The organism is Accumulibacter sp. (genome assembly GCF_031732815.1).
GTDB lineage: Bacteria > Pseudomonadota > Gammaproteobacteria > Burkholderiales > Rhodocyclaceae > Accumulibacter.
The window spans coordinates 11,840-35,788 of sequence record NZ_JAVMKF010000268.1; the positions used below are offsets into that span (position 1 = coordinate 11,840).

At 59.5% G+C, this 23,949-nt stretch carries 18 protein-coding genes; 9 read left to right on the forward strand and 9 right to left on the reverse strand.

The window, feature by feature from the left end; translation table 11 throughout:
* Positions 1–18 precede the first annotated feature (18 nt).
* Genes brxL through RKP46_RS15715 form a run of 9 tightly spaced genes read right to left on the reverse strand, consistent with a single transcriptional unit; the run spans position 19 to position 16,318 of the window.
* On the reverse strand, positions 19–2,067 hold the full coding sequence (gene brxL, locus RKP46_RS15675; protein WP_311107492.1) for a BREX system Lon protease-like protein BrxL: 2,049 nt from the start codon (positions 2,065–2,067) through the stop codon (positions 19–21).
* Between the two features lie 3 nt (positions 2,068–2,070).
* Positions 2,071–4,413 (reverse strand): BREX-1 system phosphatase PglZ type B, encoded by a 2,343-nt coding sequence (pglZ, locus tag RKP46_RS15680; RefSeq protein WP_311107493.1) that lies wholly within the window; start codon positions 4,411–4,413, stop codon positions 2,071–2,073.
* Positions 4,404–6,236: a DUF262 domain-containing protein gene (locus tag RKP46_RS15685; protein WP_311107494.1), complete on the reverse strand. Its 1,833-nt coding sequence runs from the start codon at positions 6,234–6,236 to the stop codon at positions 4,404–4,406. The genes pglZ and RKP46_RS15685 overlap by 10 nt, the downstream gene beginning before the upstream one ends.
* The gene (locus tag RKP46_RS15690) at positions 6,233–7,198 is read right to left on the reverse strand and encodes a DUF932 domain-containing protein (protein ID WP_311107495.1); all 966 of its coding nucleotides are present in this window, start codon (positions 7,196–7,198) and stop codon (positions 6,233–6,235) included. Before RKP46_RS15690 ends, RKP46_RS15685 begins: the two co-directional genes overlap by 4 nt.
* Before the next feature lie 4 nt (positions 7,199–7,202).
* Positions 7,203–10,577: an Eco57I restriction-modification methylase domain-containing protein gene (locus tag RKP46_RS15695; RefSeq protein WP_311107496.1), complete on the reverse strand. Its 3,375-nt coding sequence runs from the start codon at positions 10,575–10,577 to the stop codon at positions 7,203–7,205.
* A gap of 13 nt (positions 10,578–10,590) precedes the next feature.
* Positions 10,591–14,031, reverse strand: a complete 3,441-nt coding sequence (gene brxC / locus RKP46_RS15700) for a BREX system P-loop protein BrxC (RefSeq protein WP_311107497.1) — start codon at positions 14,029–14,031, stop codon at positions 10,591–10,593.
* A gap of 14 nt (positions 14,032–14,045) precedes the next feature.
* Positions 14,046–14,597: a BREX protein BrxB domain-containing protein gene (locus RKP46_RS15705; protein ID WP_311098192.1), complete on the reverse strand. Its 552-nt coding sequence runs from the start codon at positions 14,595–14,597 to the stop codon at positions 14,046–14,048.
* Positions 14,584–15,384 carry a hypothetical protein gene (locus RKP46_RS15710; RefSeq protein WP_311098194.1) on the reverse strand — a complete coding sequence of 267 codons (801 nt, stop codon included), beginning with the start codon at positions 15,382–15,384 and terminating at the stop codon, positions 14,584–14,586. The genes RKP46_RS15705 and RKP46_RS15710 overlap by 14 nt, the downstream gene beginning before the upstream one ends.
* 19 nt (positions 15,385–15,403) lie before the next feature.
* Complete coding sequence (locus tag RKP46_RS15715) at positions 15,404–16,318, reverse strand: WYL domain-containing protein (RefSeq protein ID WP_311098195.1); 915 nt, start codon at positions 16,316–16,318, stop codon at positions 15,404–15,406.
* Between the two features lie 168 nt (positions 16,319–16,486).
* Between RKP46_RS15715 and RKP46_RS15720 the strand changes: the two genes are divergently transcribed.
* The 9 genes from RKP46_RS15720 to RKP46_RS15760 all read left to right on the forward strand — a co-directional run bounded on the left by RKP46_RS15720 (position 16,487) and on the right by RKP46_RS15760 (position 23,926).
* Positions 16,487–17,035 carry an HD domain-containing protein gene (locus tag RKP46_RS15720; RefSeq protein ID WP_311098196.1) on the forward strand — a complete coding sequence of 183 codons (549 nt, stop codon included), beginning with the start codon at positions 16,487–16,489 and terminating at the stop codon, positions 17,033–17,035.
* 730 nt (positions 17,036–17,765) lie between these two features.
* Positions 17,766–18,893: an ADP-ribosylglycohydrolase family protein gene (locus RKP46_RS15725; protein ID WP_300341650.1), complete on the forward strand. Its 1,128-nt coding sequence runs from the start codon at positions 17,766–17,768 to the stop codon at positions 18,891–18,893.
* 49 nt (positions 18,894–18,942) lie between these two features.
* Positions 18,943–19,443, forward strand: coding sequence for a hypothetical protein (locus RKP46_RS15730; protein ID WP_311098197.1), 501 nt, complete (start codon positions 18,943–18,945; stop codon positions 19,441–19,443).
* Positions 19,440–20,087: a hypothetical protein gene (locus RKP46_RS15735; protein WP_300341613.1), complete on the forward strand. Its 648-nt coding sequence runs from the start codon at positions 19,440–19,442 to the stop codon at positions 20,085–20,087. Before RKP46_RS15730 ends, RKP46_RS15735 begins: the two co-directional genes overlap by 4 nt.
* Before the next feature lie 33 nt (positions 20,088–20,120).
* Entirely contained in the window at positions 20,121–20,552 is a 432-nt protein-coding gene (locus RKP46_RS15740; protein WP_311098198.1) for a DUF3553 domain-containing protein, read from the forward strand.
* Positions 20,553–20,560: 8 nt separating this feature from the next.
* A complete protein-coding gene (locus RKP46_RS15745) occupies positions 20,561–21,319 on the forward strand; it encodes a hypothetical protein (RefSeq protein ID WP_311098200.1) in 759 nt (252 codons plus the stop codon).
* 3 nt (positions 21,320–21,322) lie between these two features.
* Positions 21,323–22,111 (forward strand): metallophosphoesterase, encoded by a 789-nt coding sequence (locus RKP46_RS15750; protein ID WP_311098202.1) that lies wholly within the window; start codon positions 21,323–21,325, stop codon positions 22,109–22,111.
* A 24-nt stretch (positions 22,112–22,135) separates the two neighbouring features.
* Positions 22,136–23,113, forward strand: coding sequence for a macro domain-containing protein (locus RKP46_RS15755; protein WP_311107498.1), 978 nt, complete (start codon positions 22,136–22,138; stop codon positions 23,111–23,113).
* A 30-nt stretch (positions 23,114–23,143) separates the two neighbouring features.
* Positions 23,144–23,926: a DCL family protein gene (locus tag RKP46_RS15760; RefSeq protein ID WP_311098208.1), complete on the forward strand. Its 783-nt coding sequence runs from the start codon at positions 23,144–23,146 to the stop codon at positions 23,924–23,926.
* Positions 23,927–23,949 lie beyond the last annotated feature (23 nt).

Sequence of the window (23,949 nt, forward strand, 5' to 3'; positions counted from 1 at the left end):
AGTTTTGTTCCTTTGGGGTCACTCGGCCATGGCCTTCAACAACGCATCTCGGGCGTCGGAGTAGAACTGGATGTCGATCTTGGTCGCCATGTCGTCGGACAAGTCGACCAACTGGCGCCGACAAGCTACCGGCATCAGAAGCGACGTCGCGCCTTTCTCAACGGCGATCTCGGCAATCGTGACTGCGTTGTGGACGGGCTCGATCGAGCCCCCGAGGTTGATCTCTCCGACGATGATCAAGCCACCACGCACGCTTCGCTTTAACAACGATGTGCATAGGGCCACCAAAGAGGCCACACCAAGCTTGGCACCAGACTTCGCTGCGTCAAACGCTCGGAGCTGCACCGTGAACTCATGCTGCCGAGGATCTTTGTCGCCAACCAACTGCAATGACCTGGCGTACAGGTTCTGCTCGGCGAAGCCGATGCTCTCGCGGAACGCGGGAGGAATGGGCTTGTTGAGCACTTTCAAACCCGATCCGGGACCTTCATTGACCTCGATGCGGTAGAGCCCCGAGTTTTCTTCGCCGCCACCGGGGCTGATGGTCCAAACCTGACCTGGCTCTAGCGGGTCGCCGCCAATGCTGTTGTCGCTTTGCAGCTCAGGCGTCGAGACAAACTTTTCCACACCGTCGGCGCCCATGATGTAGCTGAAGTGAGTGTTCCGAAACTCTGCGGCCCCGACTCGCTTCTGTTGCTCTTTGACTCGCCGCCGAACCTCCATGGCGATGCGAACTGCCCATTCCAGGTCTTCGTCCGGAACCTGAGCATCCGAGCTCGGGTACAGCAGCTTGAGCAAGCCACTGACAGTCTTGTTGACCGCATTTGTATCTCGGCCAGACAGTGCGCCGCCAAAAAAGACGCGGTTTTGCAGCTCGCTTACCCGGCTCTGGTTCCGAAGCTGGCTCCAGCACTCGGACAGGAAGTCGCTGACTAGGCCGAAATGGTTGGTGACCAAGTCCTTATTGATCTTGGGCACGTCCCAACCCGGCAGGAACGCGTGGATGCGGTCCATGAAAGCGGTGTCGTCGCGCATCTCTGGCGGCATGGGGCCAAACAAGTGCCCAACGCGCTGCTGGTGTTCCACATCGACGTCGAAGTTGCCGACCAAGACGATGCTGCCGTCCGCACGGATGCTCTCCTTGCCACGGCTGAACTCGCCGGACTCCATGTAGCCCTTCATGATGTTCACGCCGTCCTTCTGATCGAAAGAGATGCCTGACACCTCGTCGAAGCAGACCACGTCGTACTGGCAAACCAAACCTCGGCGGCCTTTGGCCGTGTTCTCAACGAACATCTTGGCCACAGTGGCCTTGCCACCTGAAATCAGGTGGGCGTAGGGCGAAACCTGCTGGAACAGGTGGCTCTTGCCCGTGCCGCGCGGACCGAGCTCCACCAGGTTGTAGTTGCGCTCAACAAAGGGCACCATGCGCAGGAGCAGGGCGTTTCGCTGGCGGTCGCTCAGATCACCTGACTCAATGCCGATGGATCGGAGCAGAAAGCACTTCCATTCCTCGGTGGTGAACTCCTGGCGAGCCTTGGCCAAGGTATCCAATACATCGCGCTTCGATAACTGAATCTCCCGCAGCGACGTGATACCAAAGGGACGCCCCTTGGCCTCCTGGGCGATGGCGACATCAAACGTCACGCCCAACTCGGCATAAAAGCCTCCAGTCAACATACGTTCGTGTTGGTTGACCAGCTCGCTGCTGATCCGCACATCCGTCAGCCGAAGGCTTGGCAGGCTGGCAACGTACTCGCCCTTGTTGTCGACGCGCGCCGTCACCAGGTCGATGATCTTTACCTCGCCAGTTTCCAGTGCTTTGGCCTTAAACAGCTCTTCCTCGCCAGCTCTCACCGTGCGGGACTTGAGCTGACGCTGAACAATTTCGAGCCCTTCGTCGATCTCGTCTTGGTCCGTGCTGGCGCAATAACGTCCAAGCATGAACTCGACGACGTAGGTGGGTACCGGAAACTGGCGACTGAAGGTGCGGACCAAGTCTTTCCGGACCAGATACCCGTCCAGTACCGAGGCGGCTTTTTTGTCTATCTGATCCAATTCAATCATTCATCATCCTCCGCCGATCACGGTTTTGGCCTCGGCCACCATCTCACCTGACGGGGTGAGTAGGACCAAACATGCCGCGCGGCCTTGCAGTTCTTCGTTCTCAACAACCGCTGACGCTGTGCCGTTGTCTTTCAGCGGTTTCACACTAACAACTACGCTCGAAGCTGGGTCACCAGCCTGGGTGCGAATGTCGAGAGATAGATTGGCGTACTGGCCATCTACCGCTACCGTGCAACGCAAGCCCTTCCAAGCGATATCTGTTACCTCAACCATCGGCTTGCCAGACGAGCTGCCGGTTCCGGTCACCACAAGTTCCAAGTTGAGGCATTCCTGAAGGCTCAAACCGCCATGGTTGTAGTCCACGGATTTGCCGTAGCAACCCACACCGTCCGCCAAGGCGAACTGCTGGTTTGGGTTCCAAAACCAGGGGTACAAGCGCTCGTCTGTGGAAGCCCCAGGCTTGATCGACGCGCAACGCCCCCATTTGTTATCGGTGAGGTCCTTGGACATTTGGATTGTGGGTAACTTGCCCGGCATGAGGAGCCAGCCGTGGTCAGTCACCACCCTAACGCTGTTCCAGCCTGCAGCCAACAAGGCGGCGATGCGTTCTGCGATCTCTGCGAGAAGCGCGTCTATGTGCTTGGCAAGTTTCCAGCCCCGCGCATGCCCCTCGCTGTCGATGTCTCCGAATTCGCACCATGCGTTGCCCTGGCCGTCGCCGTTTTCGGTACGGTCCAGCACTTTCCAGTGGTTGTCGTTCAGCAGCTTCTTCAGGTGGTAACCGCCCTTGAGAGACTGGCCCGTTGCGGCGACGCAAGGCTCAAAGTCGTCGCAGTCGTCGGTGCCGCTGATCTTGGTTCGTACTGGCGAAGCAGCCGCCTTGCCGGTTGCGGTCACGCTGGGCAGGGCCGTCCAGCTCATGGCTTCCGCTACCTGGCAACCTCGTGTCTCCAGGACTGCCGCGAGACGGCGAGCCGCGTCAAAGCGCAGGCCATCCACGAACAGCACGCACTCGCCCTTGGAGGCGGCGAAGGCCTTGGCGCTGGCGATTGTTCCGCCTGGGTAGTTCGATCCATCGACCAGCTTTTGCAGGTAGCGCGCAGACTCCTCCAGCCAGGGTAGATAGATTGCTCGAATGGCCGCTGTCACGGCATCAACGTCGGCTGGCTTTTCGGTGCAGGCCAGCGCAGAAAGCACAGCATCGTCGGCCAGCCAGCCCTGCGCCGCGTACCCCGCCTGTAGGTCTGCAACCGAGCCGGCCGCCAACGCTGTCTTGCTCACTTCCGCAACCACTGCCAAGTGCTTGATGGCGAGGGACAGCGGTGACTCTCCGAGTTCAGCCCACACTAACTCGCGCCGAGGGGCATGCGTCTTCTCAAGTTCCAGAACTCGCTTCCGGGCGTCATGTGCGGGTAGATGGTTGAGAGCCAGCAGATCATGCTGGAGCGTCTTCTCCTGATCTTCGTTCCACTGTGGCCAGCCGCCTGCCGATTCGGCCGTGACGAATAGATCAAAAATCGGCGGTTTGCACTGGCGGATACGGCTCGGAATATTGGGGTAGCGTTTCGGTGCTTCGCTGTACCGTTCCCAGACCGAATGCCAGGGCCCCTCGTGTAACGCCAGCTTATTCGCTCCTGCCAAGACTCCGTCAGCCTGAGGGTTGAACGCCAGCTGTGACTTGCATACCTCTACAAACGCCCTCCATTCGTTGGCGCCACGCGTCGTCTGAAACGCGTCGCCTTGATCCAGCCACTGCAGCAGGTCGCGTACCGGATCGCCACCGGTCAGCAGGGTGTTGAAGTAGTCTTTGTCCAGCCGCTTGCCCTTCAACAGCTCGAGCTCTTCATCCAGCAGCCGGTACAGCGCCAGCTGCATGGCGTTCTTGGCGTCGTTGTCCTGGGCCACGTCCAGACCCATGCCGCCTTGGTCGGACTTCAGGAAGGCCATGATGGTCCAGTCCTTGGCGTTCGCCTGCGACCAGATCACGCCCCGGTACTGCAGCTCGGCCAAGGGCTTCAAGAGGTCCGGGCAGTCTTCGATCGCCCGCAGGTCCTGGCGGCTCACGCCAGGCAGGTAAAACACCGGCACACGGTCGGCCGGCAAAGTCACTTCGGGTGCCTTGCCCGCAATTACGCAGCGCAGCCAGATGGCCGGCCCAATGCGGTTCTCGGGCGCGTAGTCGCCCAGCACCAGCAGTTCGGCCAACTCGCTTTGCAGGCGCGGGATCACTGCCTCCCACTGACGGTCTTTGTCGGGCCACAAGATGCACGAGGGCGTAACTTGAACCTCGGGGTTGAAGATCGCCGAGTTACGCAGTGTCTTCACCAGATGCTCGATCACGCGCATGGCTGGCCCTCCGTCAAGGCGAAGAGGCTCATCACCTGGTCAACCAGCGTGGCGGTCCGCGCATCGATCTGCGCCACGCTCCACGCCTCGGCCGTCGCCAATTCAGCGTTGAGCTTGAGCCCGTTCTTGTAGCCTACCTCACGGCCCTTGCTGTCGGTGCGGTCGCGCTTGTCTTTGAAGCTCTTGTTTCCCAGAGCACTGTTGAAGCCCGAGATCGTCAGGTTGCCCAGCTTGTGAACGTGGGTCTCTTGAATGGCCTTGGCCTTCTTTGCGTCGCCGTCGGCAATCATGGTCACCCAAGACGCGGGAATGTTGTCACCCTGCGGGAAGATGTGCTCGATGGTCCACACGAAGAGCTTGCCTTCGTACTTCCAAAGATCGACCCAGGTCTCCTTGGTCATGCTCTGCTCGGCCAAGGCGCACAGGACAAACCGGGTGACCCCGGCGTTCTCCTCGTAGATGGCACCTTCCAGTTTGCTGCGGAAGGTTTCATCGCTGGCCGACACCGCCAGCAATTCGTCGCGGATGGTCTTCACCATAGCGTCACCCGACAGGTCTGCCACCTTGTCGATGGTGGCCATGAAAAGGCGAGTCAGGTCGCGTGTGGGCGGTGTGTCGGTGAGGTTGCGTCGAACGAAGAAGCAGACCAGCAGCCGCGCAATCTCTTCCAGTTGCGCTACATCGATGCCTAGCGCTTCACGCCGCACCAGCAAGTACAGCATCAACAGGTATGACGGAGCGCCCTGAATGCGGTCTAAGTCCTTCAGCGGCTTGTCCAGCTGTGCCCAGGCCTCGTCCGTGTTCCGGGCCAGCATCAGTGCATACAGCTGACCAGCGGAACGAATGGCCTGCAGGTGGTTCTTGGCATCCTGGTTGATCAGCTTCTCATAGATCTGGATCAGGTTAGACCGTGTGGCCACCGGGCCCAGGGGGTCCTTCTTCTTGTCGTCGTCCTTGCGGAACGGCACGTTCAGCGGATCTTTGAACGCGTTGTAGTAATGCCGGAAGAAGCGCTCCTGGACGCTGTAGTCGTCGCCTAAATAGCCCAGCAGCTTGTTCCACACGTCGAAGTAGTGGTCCACCTTGCCAGGCTCGGTGGTCTCCAGCCGTGCAAGCAGCTTGTTCTTGATCAGGTCGATGGCCGTGAGTGGCATGCCCCGGTTGTTGAGCGATTCGAACAGCGTGTAGGCATCGGCGTGACTGGCCACCTCGATCTTCACCAGGCAGGCCTGGCTCACCTTGTCGAGGAAGGCCATGATCGAAGCCAGGCGGTCGCTCCCCGCATTCACCATCTCTTCGATGCGCGCCTGGAAATACCGGAAAGCGCGGAAGATCTTCCGGTTGCCCGCGTAGGCCGGCGTGTCGAATGGGCTGATCACGCCAACGTCCGACAGAACGGCCTTGTAATCGTTTTGGTTGTTGTTCTGGATCTGTGGGATGATGCGCAATTGGTCGTCCCCCTTTTTCAGCACCAGCTTGCGCTTGAGGTTGATCAGCTCCACGCGCTGATCATCATCCAGGTCTTTCTCGTGCAGCTTCAGCGACTGGTACAACGCCGCGAACAGCAGCGATAGCGTCGTCAGCCGCTGTTGGCCATCCACCACCTCCAGCCGCTGCACCGCCAGGGTGTCGGTGGTCTGGTTGATGCAGATGATCGAACCGAGGAAGTAGCCAGGGTCGTTCTCTTGCACGTCATCAAACAGGGATTCCCACTGGGCCTTGCTCCAGGTGTATTCACGCTGGTAGCGCGGGATCGCATAGACGACACCGGCTTCAATGTCGAAGAGCTGCGAGACCGGGTAGTTGTTGACCGACTTGATCATAAGGACTCAATCACCTCAGCTGTTTGGCGGTAGTCGGCCAGGTAGCTGTCAAAAGAAAAATCCGGGTTCTTGATGGCTGAAATGAAGTCGTCCATCCAACTGCCCGCCTTCTGCTGCAGGCCGTGCATGCTGGCCTCAGGTGCGATCACGCCTGCAGGTCGCGTTGCGTAGTCCGTCAGCACGTTCAACGCCGCATAGCCGTGGGGCCCCATCTCCGTAAAGTAAGCCTTGGTCAGGCTTTGGGCTTGTTCGCGCAAGGCCAGAAGGTCGTCGACGCGCCTCTGCTTTTCAACCACGTCCTTGGTCGCCTTGATGTCGAAGGCGCGGCACAGCAGGGGCAGCATCTCCTTTTCGGGCACGTGGTAGCGCTTGAGCTGGTGCAGCTTTTCGGTCAGCGCGGTTTCCAGCTTGCGGATGTCGCCGATGTTCTCAACGAAGCGGTCTACCCGGTCCATGCCGCGCCGGGTGTGGGCGTAGCTGAACTCGATGCTCTTGCTGCCAAAGATGATGCCGTTCAGACAGATCCAGCGGCAAAAGCCCAACTCAAAGCGCAGCAGCCGGGTGCGGTTGTAGCTGTTGCTGATGCGCAAGAAGGCCGTCCACTTGTCTTTCTCCCACGGAGAGAAGTCGGCGCTCTTGTGGATCAGGTCGATGTGGCAGAACGACCGGGTCTTGGGCATGGTGATGTTCAAGCACTCCATGTCGCCGATCTGCGTGGTGTGGAACACCTTCTTCATCACCTCGGCCGCCATGTCGTAGGCGGCCTTGTTCGTCACCAGCTCGTAGTCGTCGGTCACCACCGCAAACGGGTTCTCCCGTTCCACGTCCACCACGGCAAAGTGGCGCTTGAGTTGCTGGAACTTGTCCAGGCCCTCCGCAGTCGGCATGAACAGGGGGCGCATCTCCACAGGGAAGAATGCCTCTGCAGGGTTTTTGGCCTTCCAGGATCGGGCTGTCGTCATGGTCTTAGGCCTTTCCCAGCTTGGCGCGAGCGGCGCGCTTCTCGTTCAGCGTCAAATGGTGATCGTTGATGCGGTCGCCTACCTTGCCGCCATAGTGAAGGCCAAGCTCGTACCAGGGCGCAGACGGCACATCACTGCCACGGTCCTTTTCCCAATGCAAGCTTTTCGGTTTGTCGCGTAACACGCCGGCGCCTTTTTTGCCGACGTCGGGAACCGAGAGGAAAGGGCGGATGTTGAGGCGTACCCCGTCGTTCAGATCGGGGTTCCAGCCGATGGGCTGTTCTTCGATCGGCTTCCAGCGAACGAAGATGTCGTAGGGGGCCTCTCCAGCCAAGATCAGCTCCAGGCGTTTCTTCAGCGCCTCGGCGGCAGCCAGTTTCTCCTGGGCGCCGTCCACGCCGCTGTCAGCGTCACGCTTCTGGCGGCCGATCCAGTCACCCAGATAGGTGTAGATCAACGCTTCCAAAGCCTTGTAGTCGAGCTTGTGGCAGTTCACCAGGGCGGCGAAGCCATCGCGCAGCCCATCCCATACGTGCCAGACGAAGGGCCGGTTGCCAAACAGCGCACAGTGTTGTGTGAAGAACTTGTCGCGCAGCCAAGTTTCCAGTGACTTGCCGGCATGATCAGCCGCGGTCAGCAGCTGTGCAAGGATGTCGTTGCTCCAATCTGATCCATATGCATCTGCCATCAGATTGAGAAGTCGATCGCCGGCCGATGCTTCCCGGCCCACTGGCGGGATACAGACAATGCCGTCCTTGTCCGCGTGACTCGCCAAGACCGTGATGCGCTCATCATTCGACTGGGCGTTTTCACCGTCAAACTCCAGCGGCCAGGCGTATCCAACTAAACGAGCCACTGCCACTTGAAGTGGCGCTGTGGAATATTTCAGGTCCCCATGAAAGAGCCACTGCGTAGGGTCATCGGAACTCCGATTAGGCAATCCATTTGGATACTCTGATTCAAACTCTGATTGCCATCGATCCTTGTCAAAAGGGACATCGATTAATGGTCCACGAACTTTTAGAGACTGACTAACTTTCCTTACTTCAATCGGGTACTCGGCAGAGCTGCAATATGCCCAGATAGCGCCAAGATCACTCTCGTCTTTTGGAAGGATGACAACGCTATTGTCGTCAAAGGCCCGTCCGGCATATAGGGATACGGGCAGGCTGCCCATGGCACTAACTTGGATGCCGCGCTTACCCCATACATCAAGGCCACGCAACCAAGCGCCTGTGCTCCCTCCGAGCTTTTCCTGCACATAGTCGACTAAAGCACCCGATCCCTGCTCCCAAAGCAAGACCTGTGAGCAGCCTCCATAGAGAACGGTTTTTTCAACTGTAGTCTGTTGCCGAATCCAATCACTACCAAATGCGGCAATTTCCCAAAATGATCTTCCAAATCGTGCATAGTCGCCGGTTTGAATTCCGTTGCTAAATGTGGCGTAGTCGCTAAGCAGATGGCCGGCATCCACATCATCCAAGCGAACCACATGGTCTGGGTTTTCTAGCAAACCCTGCTGTGCTATTTGACGAAGTTCCTGTGATCGAAGTGCCCTTGCCTTACCTTCAGAATTGCTGACTTTGGTAACGTCGATGCCAGAGAACTCCGCTTGCTTGCTTGGAGCTTTCTTGGACAACGTGAAAAGCATGACCGTAACGACCTCTCCGGTAATCCCATCAAATGCTCCAGGGCCGAGCTTGGCTGCAAGATTCCATGCAAACGACTGAATCAAATTTTTCCGCTGCCGGGTATATCGAGGCTGATAAAGCCAATTTTGTGGCATGACCAGCTGTGCAACTCCAGATCCTCCGTTTTGAGATAGCTCCAAGCACCTCTCTAGAAAGACATTGGCGAGATCATTCTTTCCTTCGTCGTAATGACGTTCGCAATAGTCCTTGAGCTTTTCCGACTGCTTGCCTCTTGAGAGATATGGAACATTGGTGATTACCAATTCGTATCGGCCATCAAGCAGGCGAGCGGCCTCAAGAAGACCTTGCGCGCTCAGGGCCAATTCCCAGCGATCGTCAACTTCATTTGTCAGAGTGGGCGGACGTTCAGTGGCCAACGCCTTACGCAATAAGGCTGTCAATGTCTCGAAGCTGGACGTGGCCAGGTCATTCTTCAGGCTTCGCGCGGGGTCGAGGAGACTCCCTAGCAGCGGTGCGTCCGAGAAGCTGGCGTGCAATTGGCGCAACTCTTGGCGCACGTAATCGGCGTTGGGTGCCTCGTCGGGCACCAGCGCCTCCCAGTCCTGCGCTTTGGCCGCCACCTTGAGGCCACAGCACGCGATGTTGGGCGCTGGAATCTCCCGTACCCCGAGTGGCTTGCTCGATGCATCCGGATAACGCCATGCCTCCAACGCCACCGCGAACACCGCGATCTCCACGCATCGTGGGTCGATCTCTAGGCCGTGAATGTTCTCGGCCAGCACGCGATTGACGGCCTCCTTGGCGCTCAGGCCCTCCGCCGTCATGCGCATCGGTACCAGCATCAGGAAAGCGGCCACCAGGAAGTGGCCCGAGCCGCAGCACGGGTCGAGCAGCTTGAAGTCGGCCAGCGAGTCGGGCCAGCCCTCGAACTTGCCTGCGGCGGGCGTGCCGTCTTCCAGGGTGCGGAAGTAGTCGAGGTTCACCGGACATGGCTTGCCCGGGTGGCGGGTAGCCCACCAGGCGCCGAGCGAGTTGTGCAGCAGGAAGGACACCATGTACGGCTCGGTGAAGAGCTGGGTGACGGCCGGCAACTCGTCGGCGCCGATCTTCACTTCCGACTTGTTGATACGCTCCTTGTTGTCGGCCTGCCAGAACTGGTAGACCCAGCCCAGGCTGTCGCTGGCTTTGAAGACGGTATCTGGCAGATCCTTGAGCAGCTGTTCCAGCTCGCTCTGGTGCTCGGGTGCGAAAGTCAGCTCGAACACCGGCGAGCCAGGCTTAAACACCTGCGGCAGCATGCGGGCGGCCAGCTTGCCGGCCAGCTCCCAGCCGCTCTTGGCGCCTTCGTCGGGGGCCAGCTCATCGCACTCTTCGATGGTGACGGCAACGCCGTCGTACATCAGCAGGTTGTTGTCGGCCAGGAAGCGGGCGAACAGCATGCGGTGCCAGTGCTGGTAGGCCACTTCTTGCACCAGGTGCTGCACATCTTGCTTGCCGTAAGTCGGGTTGGTGCTCTTCGAATCGCGGGTATCACCAAGCTGCTTGCCGTGGGTGCGCAGGCGGTTGCGCAACGCTTTCTCGTCATCGCTCAGAAAAGCTTCGGGCTTGTCGTGACCAACGCCCAGTTGCTCCACCGCCGCTTGCGCGGCAGTTTCAGCGACCGTGCGGGCCGCTTTGACGGTTTTTTCCAGCGCGCTGCGCAGGTCTTTGTCGAGTGCTTGCATCATGGGGAGTCAGGCCTCAGTGAAGGATGACCGGGCCGTTTTTCAGGGCCAGCGCGATGGTTTGCTTGGCGTCCAGCAGCCAGGCGTCGATGTCTTCGTTGGTTTTGATGGTGCGGCTGGGCAGCTTGACGAACTGCGCCTTTGGCTCCATCAACTCGGCGGCGGCCACCAACACAGCGTCAAAGCGCGAGTCGATGGCAGCCACGCGGTCGGCGAACGATGAAAGCGACAGCCGATCAACCGTGGCCAGCACTTCGTCGGTGTTGGCCACTTGCACCTTGGGTGCATCGGTGAGGGTGAGCTTTTGGGCTGCGAGCAGGCTGTTGCGTTGTTCGGGCTCTAGCTGCTGCCAGTTGGTGTCGGCGTCCAGACGCGCCATGCCGTTCTTGTGGCGGGTCTGGTAATCGGTTTGCAGGCGGTTCAGTTCGTCGCGCAGCAACTGGGTGAGGCTGGCCACCAGCGGCGTGACGGGATCAGGCTCCTCCAACAACTGGCGCTGCTGCTCCAGGTGCGTGACCTGTGCCACCAAAACCTCGGCCCCCGACATCCCACTGGCCTGGGCCAGCAGACGCTTGAGGGTGTTCCAGGCCGGCAGGCGCTTGTCGATGCGCTCGGCCAGATCCGTCCAGGTGTCGATGGCGGCGCTGAGTTCGTCGCGCTGGTTGTAGAGAGCCAATAGCTGCTCGTTGCCGGCTGTGAGGCGGATTTCTTCCAGTGCCTTCGTTTCAGGGCGCACCGGCCGTGGGGCCTCGCCACCGGCGCGGTTGGCCAGCTCTTGCGCGCTGACCAGGAACTGCGGCACGTAGGCCAGCTCTTCGCCTTGCTTGGCGGTGAGGCCGACCTTCTGCAGCACCTTACGAATCTGGATGCGCTGCGCCGCCGAGACAGTGGCCGACTCGACCTTGAACATGGTCTTGCCGATGACCTTGCGTTCCAGGTCTTTCGGGTCGATGGTCTGACCCTTCTCGTCCTGGGCGCGGATCAGCCCGGCCACCAGGAGTACCTGCAAGCCACCGTCCACCGCGTCACCCGGCCAGCCGTAGGTGGCGCCCTCGAAGTTCTTGCGGATGTCGATGCCCTTCTTGCCGCCAGCAATGAAGGCCAGGATGGCTTTGCACACCGAGTTCTTGGCGGGCTCGCCGTCGTCGCCCACGCTCTTGAGGGCATCTGGCGCGCCGTTTTGGGCCTTTTTCAGAACGTTTTCCCAACCAGCATGGTCGGCAATGTGGAACTGCGGGTAGAGCCGCTGCAAAGCGTTGGTGGCGGCCTCCAGCGTCATGGCCTGCAGGTCGGTACCCAGGATCTCGTTGCCACCGCCTTGGAAGACGCGAGCGCCCGAGAAAGCCTCTTGCAGCAGTTCCCGGATCTTGCCCTCAGCGGTTTGCTTGGTGGTCTCCATCGCCGAGCGGGCTTCGGTGCCCTCGGCGGTGTTGGGAACGCCCCGCTTGTCCAGTGTGGCACTGGCCGCCTTGAAGTCGATCAGATAGTGCCGCAGGTCATCGGCCGAGCGCTTGGGGATGAACACGAACACGGTGGGCGACTGGTTGCCCGCCTGGCGAGCGTCGGCACGCACCGAGTTTTCGTCGATGCTCCAGCCGTCACGCACCCAGACGCAGACCTTCTCGGCAGCGTCGCCGGGTAGTTGGGCGTCGAACACAGGGAAGATGTCGCGTGTGACCTTGGAGGTGCCTTGGGTCAGCGACAGCTTGCGCACCATTTCGCCGAAGCGGCGGCGGATGCGATCGTCGCGCTCTGCGTCCACGCGGTGGGCCTCGTTGGCCAGGCTGTTACGTTGGCTAAGGAACTCGTCGTTCCAAGCGGCGCTTTCTTCGGTCTGGATGCGGTACTCGTCACCCACCTTCATCAGCAGCTCGCACTTGTCGAGCACGCTCGGGAGCTTGCTGCGCAGCGCGCTGGAGCCTTGGGTGAGGTCTTCCACCAGCAAGTCAGCTAGGGTGTCGACAGTGGCGCGAATGCCGATTTCGTGATTGCTGCTGGCCAGCTTGTTGATGAGAAACACCAGGCCGCAGGACCGTGCCATCAGACGCTGGTCATCGGTGCCTTTGGCCCAGACCATGGTCTTCTCATGCACCTTGCGCGGCAGGATGCGCGACTGAAGCAGCTTGTCTGCTGCGTCGAAGTACAGGTAGTCCGCTGGCACCACGCTGCCGACCGGAGCGTCCACATTGGTCTGGATGACCTTGTGGATCATGGAGAGTTGGTTGCGCAGCTGGCTGTCGGTGCCGGTCTGGTCCAGCACGCGCAGTGTGTTCTCCCAAAAGCGACGGCGCACCGGCAGGATCGGGTAGTCCTGCGGGAAGAATTGAATGTCATCACCTCGGTGGCCGATGGTGGTGCCGGCCAAGTGGCGAGAGATTTCGCCAAGGTTGGTTTGCATCACCTTTTCGACCGGTGCCTTGGCCTCAGGCTTCTTGGCCAGGATGACCTGACGGATCACTGCATCGACGTCGGCGTCGGAGAGCTCAACGCGGACGGTGAAGCGGCCTTCGAGCTTTTTGAGGTTGGAGGTGCCGGTGACAGCCGTCTGGCCGGTGCCGATGAACAGCATCTTGGCGCCGATGTTTTTGCAGCAGGCCTCGACCACTTCCTGCACGTCAATGGAGCGTTGGCTGTCTTCACCGATGTACTGTTGCACCTCGTCGAGCACCACCAGGGTGAGGGGGAACTTGCCGTCGCGTGTTAGCGCCTGGCGAATGGCTTTGAGCATGTCGCCGCTGGAGACGTCCTGCACATAGGGGTACAGGTTGTTCAGTGTCTCGACGCAGGACGCTGGCGACGTGAACAGGTTGGGCTTAGCTTTGACCAGGGCCTCGTGCAACCCCTCGGCCACGTAGAAGTTGTCGAGCTCCTCATACCAGTCGAAGCCGCTCTTCTCAACATGACCCCGCACGGCCTCAAAAATGCCTTCATGCTGGAGCCACATGACGAAGCGTGCCACTGGGTACTGCTCGGGCAGGCCAACTGACTTGAACAAAATACCCAGCAGGGCCATGCGGACAGACTTGTCGCGCGAGCTGGAGCCCAACGTGCCAGACGCGGCGTGCAAGCCGCCGTGGCGCTTCGCCTGAATACTGAGTTCCTTGAGCTGGTCGCTCACGCCTTGTGGCAGGTTCGCGATACCCCGCGCGGTAGCGCCGTCATCAAACGCGCTGTCGACCCAGAGCGCTCGCAGCATCTTGACCAAGTGCGATTTACCCGAGCCGTAGAAGCCGCTGACCCATACCGCTGGCTGCTCGGCCTGCTCGATATTCTTCAGGTAGACGTCGAGGATGTGTTCCAGGCCCTTTTCGTACTGGCCATCGCAGACAAATGTTTCAAGCTCGTACCGCAGGACGGACAGTGCCTGGTTGGTTTTTTCGTCATTGACGCTGGCCACGCCCTCGTTGACCAGCTTGCGGGTCGACGGGTCCTTTTGGTAGATGTCGCGATTGAGCATGAGCTTCCCCTTGTTCAGAATTCTTTGTCTGCGGTGATCGGTACGGCGAGGTAATTCCAGCCGTCGTATCCATCCAGCAAGCGGTAGTTGTTGTCTTCATAGCTGCCGGGGAAAAACACCAGCAGGCGTCCCTTCACCTTGGGCGCGAGCTTGTCCACGACTTCCTTGACCTTCAGGAAGCCGAACAGAGAGCCGACGCCCTGCAGCGCCACGACAAATTCCTCGCTGACGCATCTGTCTTGCAGGAACGTCTCGAACTCGGCTTCGATGTAGCTGAGGTACTTGGGCAGCAGCGTGGACAGCAGGTTGGGTTTTTGGAAGTAGCTCTTGGCGTACCGTTGGGACGCCAGCCAATTCGGGAACGAATCGGTCAAGTCGAACAACGCCCAGTCATGGCCTGCCGCACGGGTGGCGATCTCAAACTCGTCGACTTTGGCCCGCAGGCGCAGCTCTTCTGTCTCGTGATAAACGCAGAAAATGACGCGCTGGGCGGCGGCGGCGTCATCGCGCCATGGCACAGCCACGTACTTGCTGTAAGACTGGGTCAATCGCTTAATTCTGCTCACGGAGCCACTCCATTTCCTGCGCAGTGATCAAGTTCGGGAAAAGCACTTCGACCACCTGGCCGACGCGCTTGAGTGAGATCCAGCCCCGGCGTGATGCGTCCTCGGCCAACTCGATCGTCTTTTCAAATGAACAGTCGAGCATTCGAGTGAAGTCACTCTTGAGCAGCGACTCGCCGCGCAGACCGCTGACGTAGCCTAGAAGCAGCGCCAACGAGACCGTGCCTGGCGTCGCCACAGCACGGGCCCGCACTTTGCGAACGCGGCCAGCCAGGTGACCCGCCTGAGTCCAGGACGAATTGATGTTCTGTGCGGTGGACTTGAGCGTGGCCTTGCTGAAGCGCCCCGGCTCTTGCGCATCGATGAACTCTTCCATCGCCTCACGGGTGACGGTGGCTCCTTCCTGGAAGCCCAAGACAAAGGGAGCCGTGGCCCGAAGCAGGGGGTCACGCGAGTAGGCGCAAAGCGCTGCCAATAACGGCTGTCCATCCACATCGCGTTGCCAGAAGAAACGCAGGGCACGGAACACCAACAAGCTGGGATCGAGCGCGTAGAGGTCAGCCAGGTGCCGGAAGGTCAGCGTCCGCGTTTTGCCCGAGCGCTTGCCCAGGCAATTGGCAGTCTGGATGGCCTCCAGGTAGTCGGCCCTGGCCGCGTCGGCTACGTCCTCAAAGGACAGCAGGGCGCGCAGTTCGGCCAGCATCATTGTTCGGGCGGTATGGACGCCGCCGCGCTCATAACTGAACCCGAGTCGCTCCAGCTTTTTGTTGTGTTTGTTCTCTACGTTCACGTTGGGACAGTCCTGTTATTCAGTCGGCATCGGCTTCGATCCGTTGTTGATCAGGGGAGCGATAGCCCGGGGCCAAGACGGCATTACGCACACCGTAAATGGCGAGGTGGTCTTTCAACCAAAGCCGGTACTCAGGTCCGCGCAAGCTGTGATCTGGGGAACAGTCCACACTCCATTTGCGCAGGATGTATCCGGCTGTAGCGGCCCGAAGCTTCATTCGAAGCACACCGCCCTGCATGCTGTAGTCCATCTCGGTGATCTCTGGTCGGGGCTGATCCGGGTGCGGCACCAGCTCCAGCTCGACGATCCGGGTCCACTGAATGTCTTGGTCGCTCATCTCGTGGGGCGCCACAGGCTGGCCCTTGAGCACCGCTGGACGATTGATCCGGGTGATGACGAAATCCCGGAATTCCTGCGACTTTCGGTCGAAGGCGCGGACGTGCCAGCGCAGACCGTTGTCGATCAGCGCGAAGGGGACGATCTCTCGCTCGGTGCGCCCACTGGAGATGGAGTGGTACTCGATGCCGAGCGGACACTCCTGGTGAATCGCCCGAGTCACGCTAGCCAGCACATCCAGATCAGGATGCGTGAGCCGTGACGGGCTCTCGCTGATCACCCATGCCTTTAGCCGCATCGGCTCCCCGTCGCCGAAACCTTGGGTCAGCCAAGACAGGACGCGCTCAGGCGGGAAGTCAAAGACCGGACGGAAGTCCGGGCCCAGGACGTACGACTTGCCCTTGGAGTCGTAGTCAATGTTGCCGGGCGCCATATCTTTGTAGAGCGCCAGATCCCGACTGGCCGCCGCTGACTGGATTCCGAACCGCGAAACCAGGTCTTGGCGACGGATCTCCCCGATAAAGCGCACGCGCAACTCCACGAATGCGAGGCGGTCGCGCTGTGGCTGGGTTAGATCTGCAAGCTGTTCGTTCGACATCCTGTGGGTGCTCATTCGGGTTAGCGATGGCTGGTGAGGGCTGTTGCGGAAAGTATATCCTGTGCTCTAGAATGAGTCCAATAAACTATGATCGAATGGTGGTGTGTCGTAAAATGATAATCACAATCGTTCGGTAAGGCGCCATAGATCTAGGAAAGGGACCGGTAAATGAACCAGCACTCAGACCCACTAGGCTTGTTTGTGAAGGCTGTGACCTTCGCTGCAGACAAGCACCGGAATCAGCGCCGCAAGGATGCCGATGCGTCGCCCTACATCAACCATCCAATTGCCTTGGCCAACGTGCTGGCGAACGAAGGGGGCGTCAACGATGTGGTGGTTTTGTGCGCAGCGGTCCTGCACGACACGATCGAGGACACCGAGACCACACCCGAAGAGCTCATAGCGGTTTTCGGGCCGCAGGTCACCGCAACAGTGCTGGACGTGACCGACGACAAGTCTTTGGACAAGCATGTCCGCAAGCAGCGTCAGATTGAGCACGCACCGCACATCTCAAAAGAAGCCAAGCTCGTGAAGCTGGCCGACAAGATTTGCAACCTGCGGGACATCTTGGCGTCACCGCCGGCAGACTGGTCGCCCGAGCGCAAGCAAGGCTATTTCGACTGGGCAGCCAAAGTCGTGGCGGGTGTTCGCGGCGTCCATCCTGAACTCGAAGCCGTGTTTGACGGACTCTTGGCCCGCCATGCCGAACTCCGCTGAAATGCATCTCAAGCCGGAGGCGCTGGCGCGCTACGGCCTGCCGGACATCGCCTATCCGATCGAAAGCGCTGATCTGCAGGCCGCACTGACAGGGGGCGGGGAACTGCCGCTGGCCATGATGCTGCATGGCCTTCAGGAGGTTGCGCGCGACGGGGAAACTGACTGGAAGCACCTCGAGCCAGCAATGAGTCGCTTGTCCGAGTTGCTGGCGCCGGAAGACGAACGCGATGTGATCTCGGCCGCCGGCGACACCTGGTGGATCGAGATCGGGCCAGTCGACCTCAGCGGCAAGCTGGTTACCGTGCAGCGTGGTAACGACTTGATTGCCGCGATCACACCACGGGACGACGGCCGGCTAAGGGTCGCGGTATTCCGCCCGCTGGATGCCAAAAGTGCGGAGTACCTGACTGGTCTGGGCCAGGTGCCGCACCCGGAGCACGGGGTTTGCATGCGCGAGAACAACTGGGAGTACGCGCTCGACTGCTCTGCGGGAAATGGCAACTACTATGCAGCCGACCGGGGCGAGGCCTACCTGTCCTACTGGGAGAAAGGCCTGGGCATCAGTTGGGACGGTACTGAAGTTCCCGAGTGGCGCACGCAGTTGAGCCTCGTTGCCCGTCCGGCTGCGCAAGCGGTTGTCGATCTTGGCGTCCACCACTCCTTGTCCGGGGATGGCGATCTGGAGCCCGATGATGATGCGAGCGATGAGGCCGATGACGACTCCACGCCACTGGGCTGGCGCAGCAAGCGTCAGCAGCGCCGAACAGTTCAGGGCCGATTTGCTGGCTGTCTCTTGGGTGGCGCCGTCGGAGACGCGCTTGGGGCACCAGTTGAGTTCATGAAGCGGACCGAGATCCTTCGCAAATTCGGTCCCAAGGGAATCACCCAGTACGCGCCAGCCTACGGCGGCCTCGGCATGATTACCGACGACACTCAAATGACCCTGTTTACAGCCGAGGGGCTGATACGGGCGTGGGTGCGCGGCTGCATGAAGGGCATCACCACCTATTCCGGAGTGACGGCTCATGCTTACCTGCGCTGGCTTCAGACCCAAGGCGAACGTCCGACGTGCGACATTGACTTCGGCACCGACGAAACTGGCTGGCTCTTTCAGCAACGGGAACTCCACAGCCGACGTGCCCCTGGCAACACCTGCCTCGCGGCGCTGCGGGCGATGAAGTCGCTCGGGGAACCCGCCCGAAACGACAGCAAAGGGTGCGGGGGCGTCATGCGGGTCGCACCCGTAGGGTTATTCGCTTGGCGCCTGCGCCAGCAGGACTCACCGCACGACGCTTTCCGCTTGGGCGCCGAGTTGGCAGCCCTGACGCACGGACATCCGACCGGTGCGCTGACAGGCGGTGTGCTGGCAGTTCTGATCCTTGCGCTAACCGACGGCGCCTCATTGCCCGAAGCGCTGGTCGTATCGAAAGCCATCCTCCGATCCGAGCCTGGACATGAGGAAACGCTGCGTGCGATCGAGTTGGCCGAGACGCTGGCTGCGAGTGGTCAACCTCATGAAGCGGCGATCTCACAGCTTGGTCAGGGGTGGATCGCCGAAGAGGCGCTGGCCATCTCAATCTACTGTGCGCTCGTGGCACGAAATTTCAAACACGGCGTCATCCTCGCCGTGAACCACGACGGTGACTCTGACTCGACAGGCTCAATCACCGGCAACTTGCTGGGCGCCATGCACGGCGTCCGAGCGATACCAGCCGAATGGCTGGAGCCTCTGGAGTTGCACGAAGTCATCACGTCCCTTGCGGAAGACCTGTACGCCTTCAAAGATTGGGACATAGGCGAATACAGCGAGAACGTAGAGATGAACCAGCGCATTTGGCAGAAATACCCCGGGTTCTAAATGAAAACGGTGGCCACTGGAAACAAACACCTCGCATGGGAGTAATGACATGACCGCTCAGATTGCAGAACGACTGCACTACCAGGGAGAGGACGTTGCCATGTGCACGAACCCCCTCAGCGACTATTTCGCCATGGGGGGCACGAACCCGCGCTTCGAGTCCAACTGCACGGCCTTGTGGCGTGGCTACGTTGGTAGCTGGGAAATCGTGGATGACCGCCTGTACCTGGTGGGGCTGAGCGGAACGCTAGAGGGCGGAGCGGATGCAACTTTGGCAACCATCTTCCCGGACTTTCCCGATCGCGTGTTTGCCCACTGGTACTCCGGCACGATCCGCATCCCCCAGGGCAAACAGCTCGAGTATGTCCACATGGGCTACGGCAGCACCTTCGAGCGGGACTTGTTCTTGGATATCGAGCGAGGTGTGATTGTGGCCACCCGGGTTCGTCATAACGGTACCGCCGAGTCTGATAACGCTCCCGAAAGCTACGAGGTCGGCGCCATGACGGTGTTCCCTCGAAGTGGTAAGGGTGAGGGGGAGTCGGCGTGATCTATCTCTACTGGTACCTCGGCATCGGCGCGGTTGTCCTTGCCATCGTCTACGGCGCACATCACCTGACAAAGGAGAAAGAGTCTGACTCCCTTCGTGAGCTGCTCGAAGCCGTCAACCCGGATCGCAAGAAGCTTTCCTACCGCATCCTCAACAACATCGTCGCCCCCGTCCTTGCGGCCATCCTCGTGGTCGCCGTCTGGCCAGTGGCGATCTACATGAAGGTCAAGGAGATGCTCCAGAAGAAGGAAAGCTACGTGTCCCCGGAGGAACGCGAATTTGCAGTCGAGCGCGAACACCTGCTGGAGCGACTGACGGCGCAGGAAATCGAGAGGCGTGAGGTTGTCACAGATCCGCTCAAGGCTGCACCTGATTTGCCCTTTGGCCACCTTAATGCTGCGTGGCAGGAATTCCTCCAAGGCAAAGCCGATGGTGCCGAGCTGTGGTCGTTCTCGGCACAGTGGCAGACGACATGGGGACGCAAGGAACTGCGGTGTGGATACGCGGTGGTCCAGGACGGAGCGCCGGGCGCCCACTTTCTGACGGTGTGGAAAGACATCCCGGAAGAGGCGGAAGGCGGTGGCAGTGCCAAAAAGGCGAGCGCTGGCGACATCCCAGGCTGGCTCAGGAAGCAGGCTGACTGAGAGTCAGGCGCGACGACTCATCAAGGAGATCCCATGCAATACAAGAAAGGCGATCGCGTAAAGCATCCGAAGAAGCCGGATTGGGGCATTGGCCAGGTGCTTGCCGACAGTACCGGCGGAACGGTACGAATCTTCTTCACCCATGCCGGCGAGAAAACGATGTCACTGGATTTCGTGCAGCCCGAGAAGCTGTCGGGCGATGTGGCGTCGAGTCCGATCCTGGACCAGTTGAATCTGACCGCGCAGCCCACCAAGGATGCGAAAGGGAAAGTTCTCTGCACGAATTGCGGCGCGCCGACGCAGTTTGGCGAAACAGCAAATCCAAAGCGGTATCAATTGGGTTGGTGCGAGCCCTGTTTTAAGCACAGTCAGCGAACGTTCAAAGACGAAACCACTGGGGAAACGCGCTACATAGACGAATTTCGAACGATCGACGGTATCAAGAGCCGCTATGGCCCGCACTGAGGAACAGCATGTACGAAATTGAAATGCATGAGATGTCGGAAGCATTCTTCCCCTGCTGGAAGGCAGCCGGCATCCACTTGAGCAAACAGGCCGATGGCGGGATCCAGTCATGGCTCCGCGCACACCCCTATCCGCCGTTCCTGGAGCATCTGTCGTTCCGTCTGGGCAATCAGCTGTTCTTCGTGCGCGTCGAGGACGTCGATGGGAAAGTGCGGGGCCCCGGAAACCCGCAGGGGTTCATCACGGCTGCCAGGATGGCTAACGGTCGAGCCTGCATCCTGCCGATGAAGAAGAAGCTTTTCGGTGGCGCCTGGGTGGCAGACATGCCGGGATGGGGCTTGCTGGACCCGGATACCAGAAAGCCGATCGATCCCGTCGCTTTGGTCACGGACCAGAAGATCGAGATGACGCCATGGGAGGTTCACGACATGGCCGTGCAAGTGGTCCGCGACCATCTGGACAAGCAAGGCTTCGAGTTGATGTCCTGGCAGGGCAATCCGGAGGTGGATCCCTCAATCTGGTTCATCGGTCAGTCCAAACGGCCGGAGTGGGTGGTAGTGCGTTCCGCAATATTTCCGGCCAATAGCGCCGAGCGCCCGAGCAACTGGCAGGCGATTGCAGCCAGCTGCGCCAAGATGAGCGCGATTGGTCACTTTGCCTGTGTCGCATTAGCGAGCGTAGACGAGATCTTCGACCCCGGCGCGGAGAAACCTATGCCGTTGTGGCGTGGGCATGGAATGCATGTGCGTTTCACCGGGCTGGAGTAAGGCATGGGCCTCCGGATCGCGCTCGCTGTGCTGATAACTCTGTTCAGTGTGTATGCCGTCTGGATCGAGCCGAACTGGTTAGACGTCAGTACTCACGACATGCGATCGGACCTCGCAGGGAAAGGCATCCGAGTCGTTCAACTCTCTGATTTGCACATTCAAGACTTCAGTCACCGTGAGGTGGAAGTTGCCAACCGAGTCAAATCCCTTAAGCCCGATTTGGTAATCCTTTCTGGCGATGTAATTGATAGGCTGGATCGGCTTCCGACTCTTCATTCCTTTCTTGCGGCTCTGGGCGATACGCCCACCGTTGCTGTTTTGGGTAATTGGGAATACTGGGCTGACGTTGATCTTCATGCGTTACGCGACGAGTACCGACACCACGGGATACGGCTTCTGGTGAATGAGGTGGCTTCTTATCGGGTTCGGCTGCGTACTCTTCACATCGTGGGCATGGATGATTTCACTGCTGGCCAACCAGACGGTGGACTCTTGAACGCACCCCTTAAGGGCGGCACAGCGGTGTTAGTGCAGCACTCGCCAGGCTATTTTGAAAAATTGCCGACCAATCTCCGTTCAGGAATATTCAACCTGTGCCTTTCCGGGCACACCCATGGTGGTCAGATCACTCTTTTTGGGTTGCCCATATGGAGGCCCCCGGGCAGCGGTCCTTTTGCTTCGGGGTGGTATGAGACGACGGCCTGCAAACTCTACGTCTCGAAGGGACTCGGGACGTCACTTCTACCAGTCAGATTTGGGGCGCGTCCAGAGATCGCTGTGTTTGATCTTTGATCTGCGATTAAGAAGGGATTAAATATGACCATGGCCAATATCACCGTCGTCAAGGGCAACATCGTCAGGAAGACCGACTGCGACGGCGTCGTCAATTCGGCAAATCCGAACCTGCGAGCAGGTAGTGGAGTCTGTGGCGCAATTTACGCAGCAGCAGGGCCCCGTCTCGAACCCTACAGCTCGCAGTTCGCGCCTCTTCAAATAGGCGAAGCGTTGGCAACACCTGCTTTTGATATGGATTGTCGCTACATCATCCACACCCGAGGCCCCAAGTATTACGAGGATGCCGACCCTCCCGGTAGCCTCGAGAAAGCCATGCGCAACACCATCGCTTTGGCTGATGAAAATGGCTTAACCCGATTAGCTGTTCCTGCGATTTCGATGGGTGTGTACGGCTACCCAGCGGAGGAGGCCATTCCAATCCTGGTGCGTGTTGCATCCCAAATGGCAGGGGTGCTTCAGAACCTACTGGAAATTCGTTTCGTGGTGGTGAGCGATGAACTCTTGCACCTGTTCCGTCGGTCGATTGAACAGCATGTCACATCCGCCGATGAATGCACCCCGCAGGCGCTCGTACCCCTGAGAGTTTCAAGAGTTAAGGAGTCAGAGGTTCGCGACAAGCTGGAGCAGTTTCATATTTTGACTTATGCCGAGGACGGATTCTCACCACTGGATATTCACGCACGACGACTCGGTATCGATCGCGAGCTTGTGAAGGCATTTGTGAGTGAAGTCAACGATCGATCCGCAGTTGGCTCGCTTCATCCGAAGGCGCCCGTCAGTGCTGTGCCGCGTGAACTGGTCCGCGACCGGCAGGACGTAGATGCGCTGGCTGCAAGCATTGGGGAGCTCCTGCGTGTCAATCGTGAAACGATCAAAGCCAGACGTTTGGCCTTCGATTTTCGTACGCCGTCGGTACCTGAGTTCACAGTTGCTGCGTTGAATTCTGCGATGCGTGCGCAGGAGTCTGGCTTGGAAGAAATTCTGATATTGGAAATGTGATGTTTGGTATCAATTTGTGGGGAGTAACGGATGGCAAAGCCTGTTGAAATCGGTTCCCGGAGCTTCCGGACCCAGAAAAGCGCTCTTGATCACTACAAGGAAATCCTGCATCGGTATCGGGACGGGGAGCGTGTCGCCGACCCGAGCGATCACGCCGACCTCGTGTCGCTCATCGAGCGGTATGACCCGATTCTTGAAGATGTCGGTGAGCCGGCGAAGGGGTGCGGGCAGATCGGCCACTTCGAGCGGCGCTTGAATACCGGGACGGGCTGGAGCAACTCAGGCTTCTGGGTGGTGCGCCAAGATGGGACTGCCACGGACTTTTCGTACATTTGGGCCGTCAAAGGCCTTGCGGGGGACCGGTCGAAGGACTTCTATGGTGCGTGCCGTGAGGCAGTCGCACTCGACCTGGTCCTAGCTAAGAAGGGTGCCTTTGCAGAGTATGGGGATGACCAAGGGCGGGTTGAGTGTGAACTGACCGGCGTGCTGGTCACCATCGATGACGCACACCTGGACCACGCTTGGCCGTACTTTTCACACTTGGTGAGTGGCTTTCGGGCTGCCAGGGGCTGGTCCAGAGACATCCCGGATGGTGTCGTGTCGGCTCCGGCGGATGGCCAGACGACGGCCACGTTCATCGATACCTCGGTGGCCGATGCCTTCCGGGCGTACCACCACGACCAGGCAATCCTCCGGATACTTTCTCGGACAGCGAACCTGCAGACCGCCAGCCAGGCTCGACGGCCACGAGTCGCGCGTCCCGTCCGTGTTCCGGATCGATACAACGTACCATTAGATCTCGGACGCAGATGAAGGGTCGGAGTTCTATCGCCCAA

Bases quoted from the DNA above. Each gene is read 5' to 3' on its own strand.
- brxL (WP_311107492.1), bottom strand. From the start codon at position 2,067: ATGATTGAATTGGATCAGATAGACAAAAAAGCCGCCTCGGTACTGGAC.
- pglZ (WP_311107493.1), bottom strand. From the start codon at position 4,413: ATGCGCGTGATCGAGCATCTGGTGAAGACACTGCGTAACTCGGCGATC.
- RKP46_RS15685 (WP_311107494.1), bottom strand. From the start codon at position 6,236: ATGATCAAGTCGGTCAACAACTACCCGGTCTCGCAGCTCTTCGACATT.
- RKP46_RS15690 (WP_311107495.1), bottom strand. From the start codon at position 7,198: ATGACGACAGCCCGATCCTGGAAGGCCAAAAACCCTGCAGAGGCATTC.
- RKP46_RS15695 (WP_311107496.1), bottom strand. From the start codon at position 10,577: ATGATGCAAGCACTCGACAAAGACCTGCGCAGCGCGCTGGAAAAAACC.
- brxC (WP_311107497.1), bottom strand. From the start codon at position 14,031: ATGCTCAATCGCGACATCTACCAAAAGGACCCGTCGACCCGCAAGCTG.
- RKP46_RS15715 (WP_311098195.1), bottom strand. From the start codon at position 16,318: ATGTCGAACGAACAGCTTGCAGATCTAACCCAGCCACAGCGCGACCGC.
- RKP46_RS15720 (WP_311098196.1), top strand. From the start codon at position 16,487: ATGAACCAGCACTCAGACCCACTAGGCTTGTTTGTGAAGGCTGTGACC.
- RKP46_RS15730 (WP_311098197.1), top strand. From the start codon at position 18,943: ATGACCGCTCAGATTGCAGAACGACTGCACTACCAGGGAGAGGACGTT.
- RKP46_RS15740 (WP_311098198.1), top strand. From the start codon at position 20,121: ATGCAATACAAGAAAGGCGATCGCGTAAAGCATCCGAAGAAGCCGGAT.
- RKP46_RS15745 (WP_311098200.1), top strand. From the start codon at position 20,561: ATGTACGAAATTGAAATGCATGAGATGTCGGAAGCATTCTTCCCCTGC.
- RKP46_RS15750 (WP_311098202.1), top strand. From the start codon at position 21,323: ATGGGCCTCCGGATCGCGCTCGCTGTGCTGATAACTCTGTTCAGTGTG.
- RKP46_RS15755 (WP_311107498.1), top strand. From the start codon at position 22,136: ATGACCATGGCCAATATCACCGTCGTCAAGGGCAACATCGTCAGGAAG.
- RKP46_RS15760 (WP_311098208.1), top strand. From the start codon at position 23,144: ATGGCAAAGCCTGTTGAAATCGGTTCCCGGAGCTTCCGGACCCAGAAA.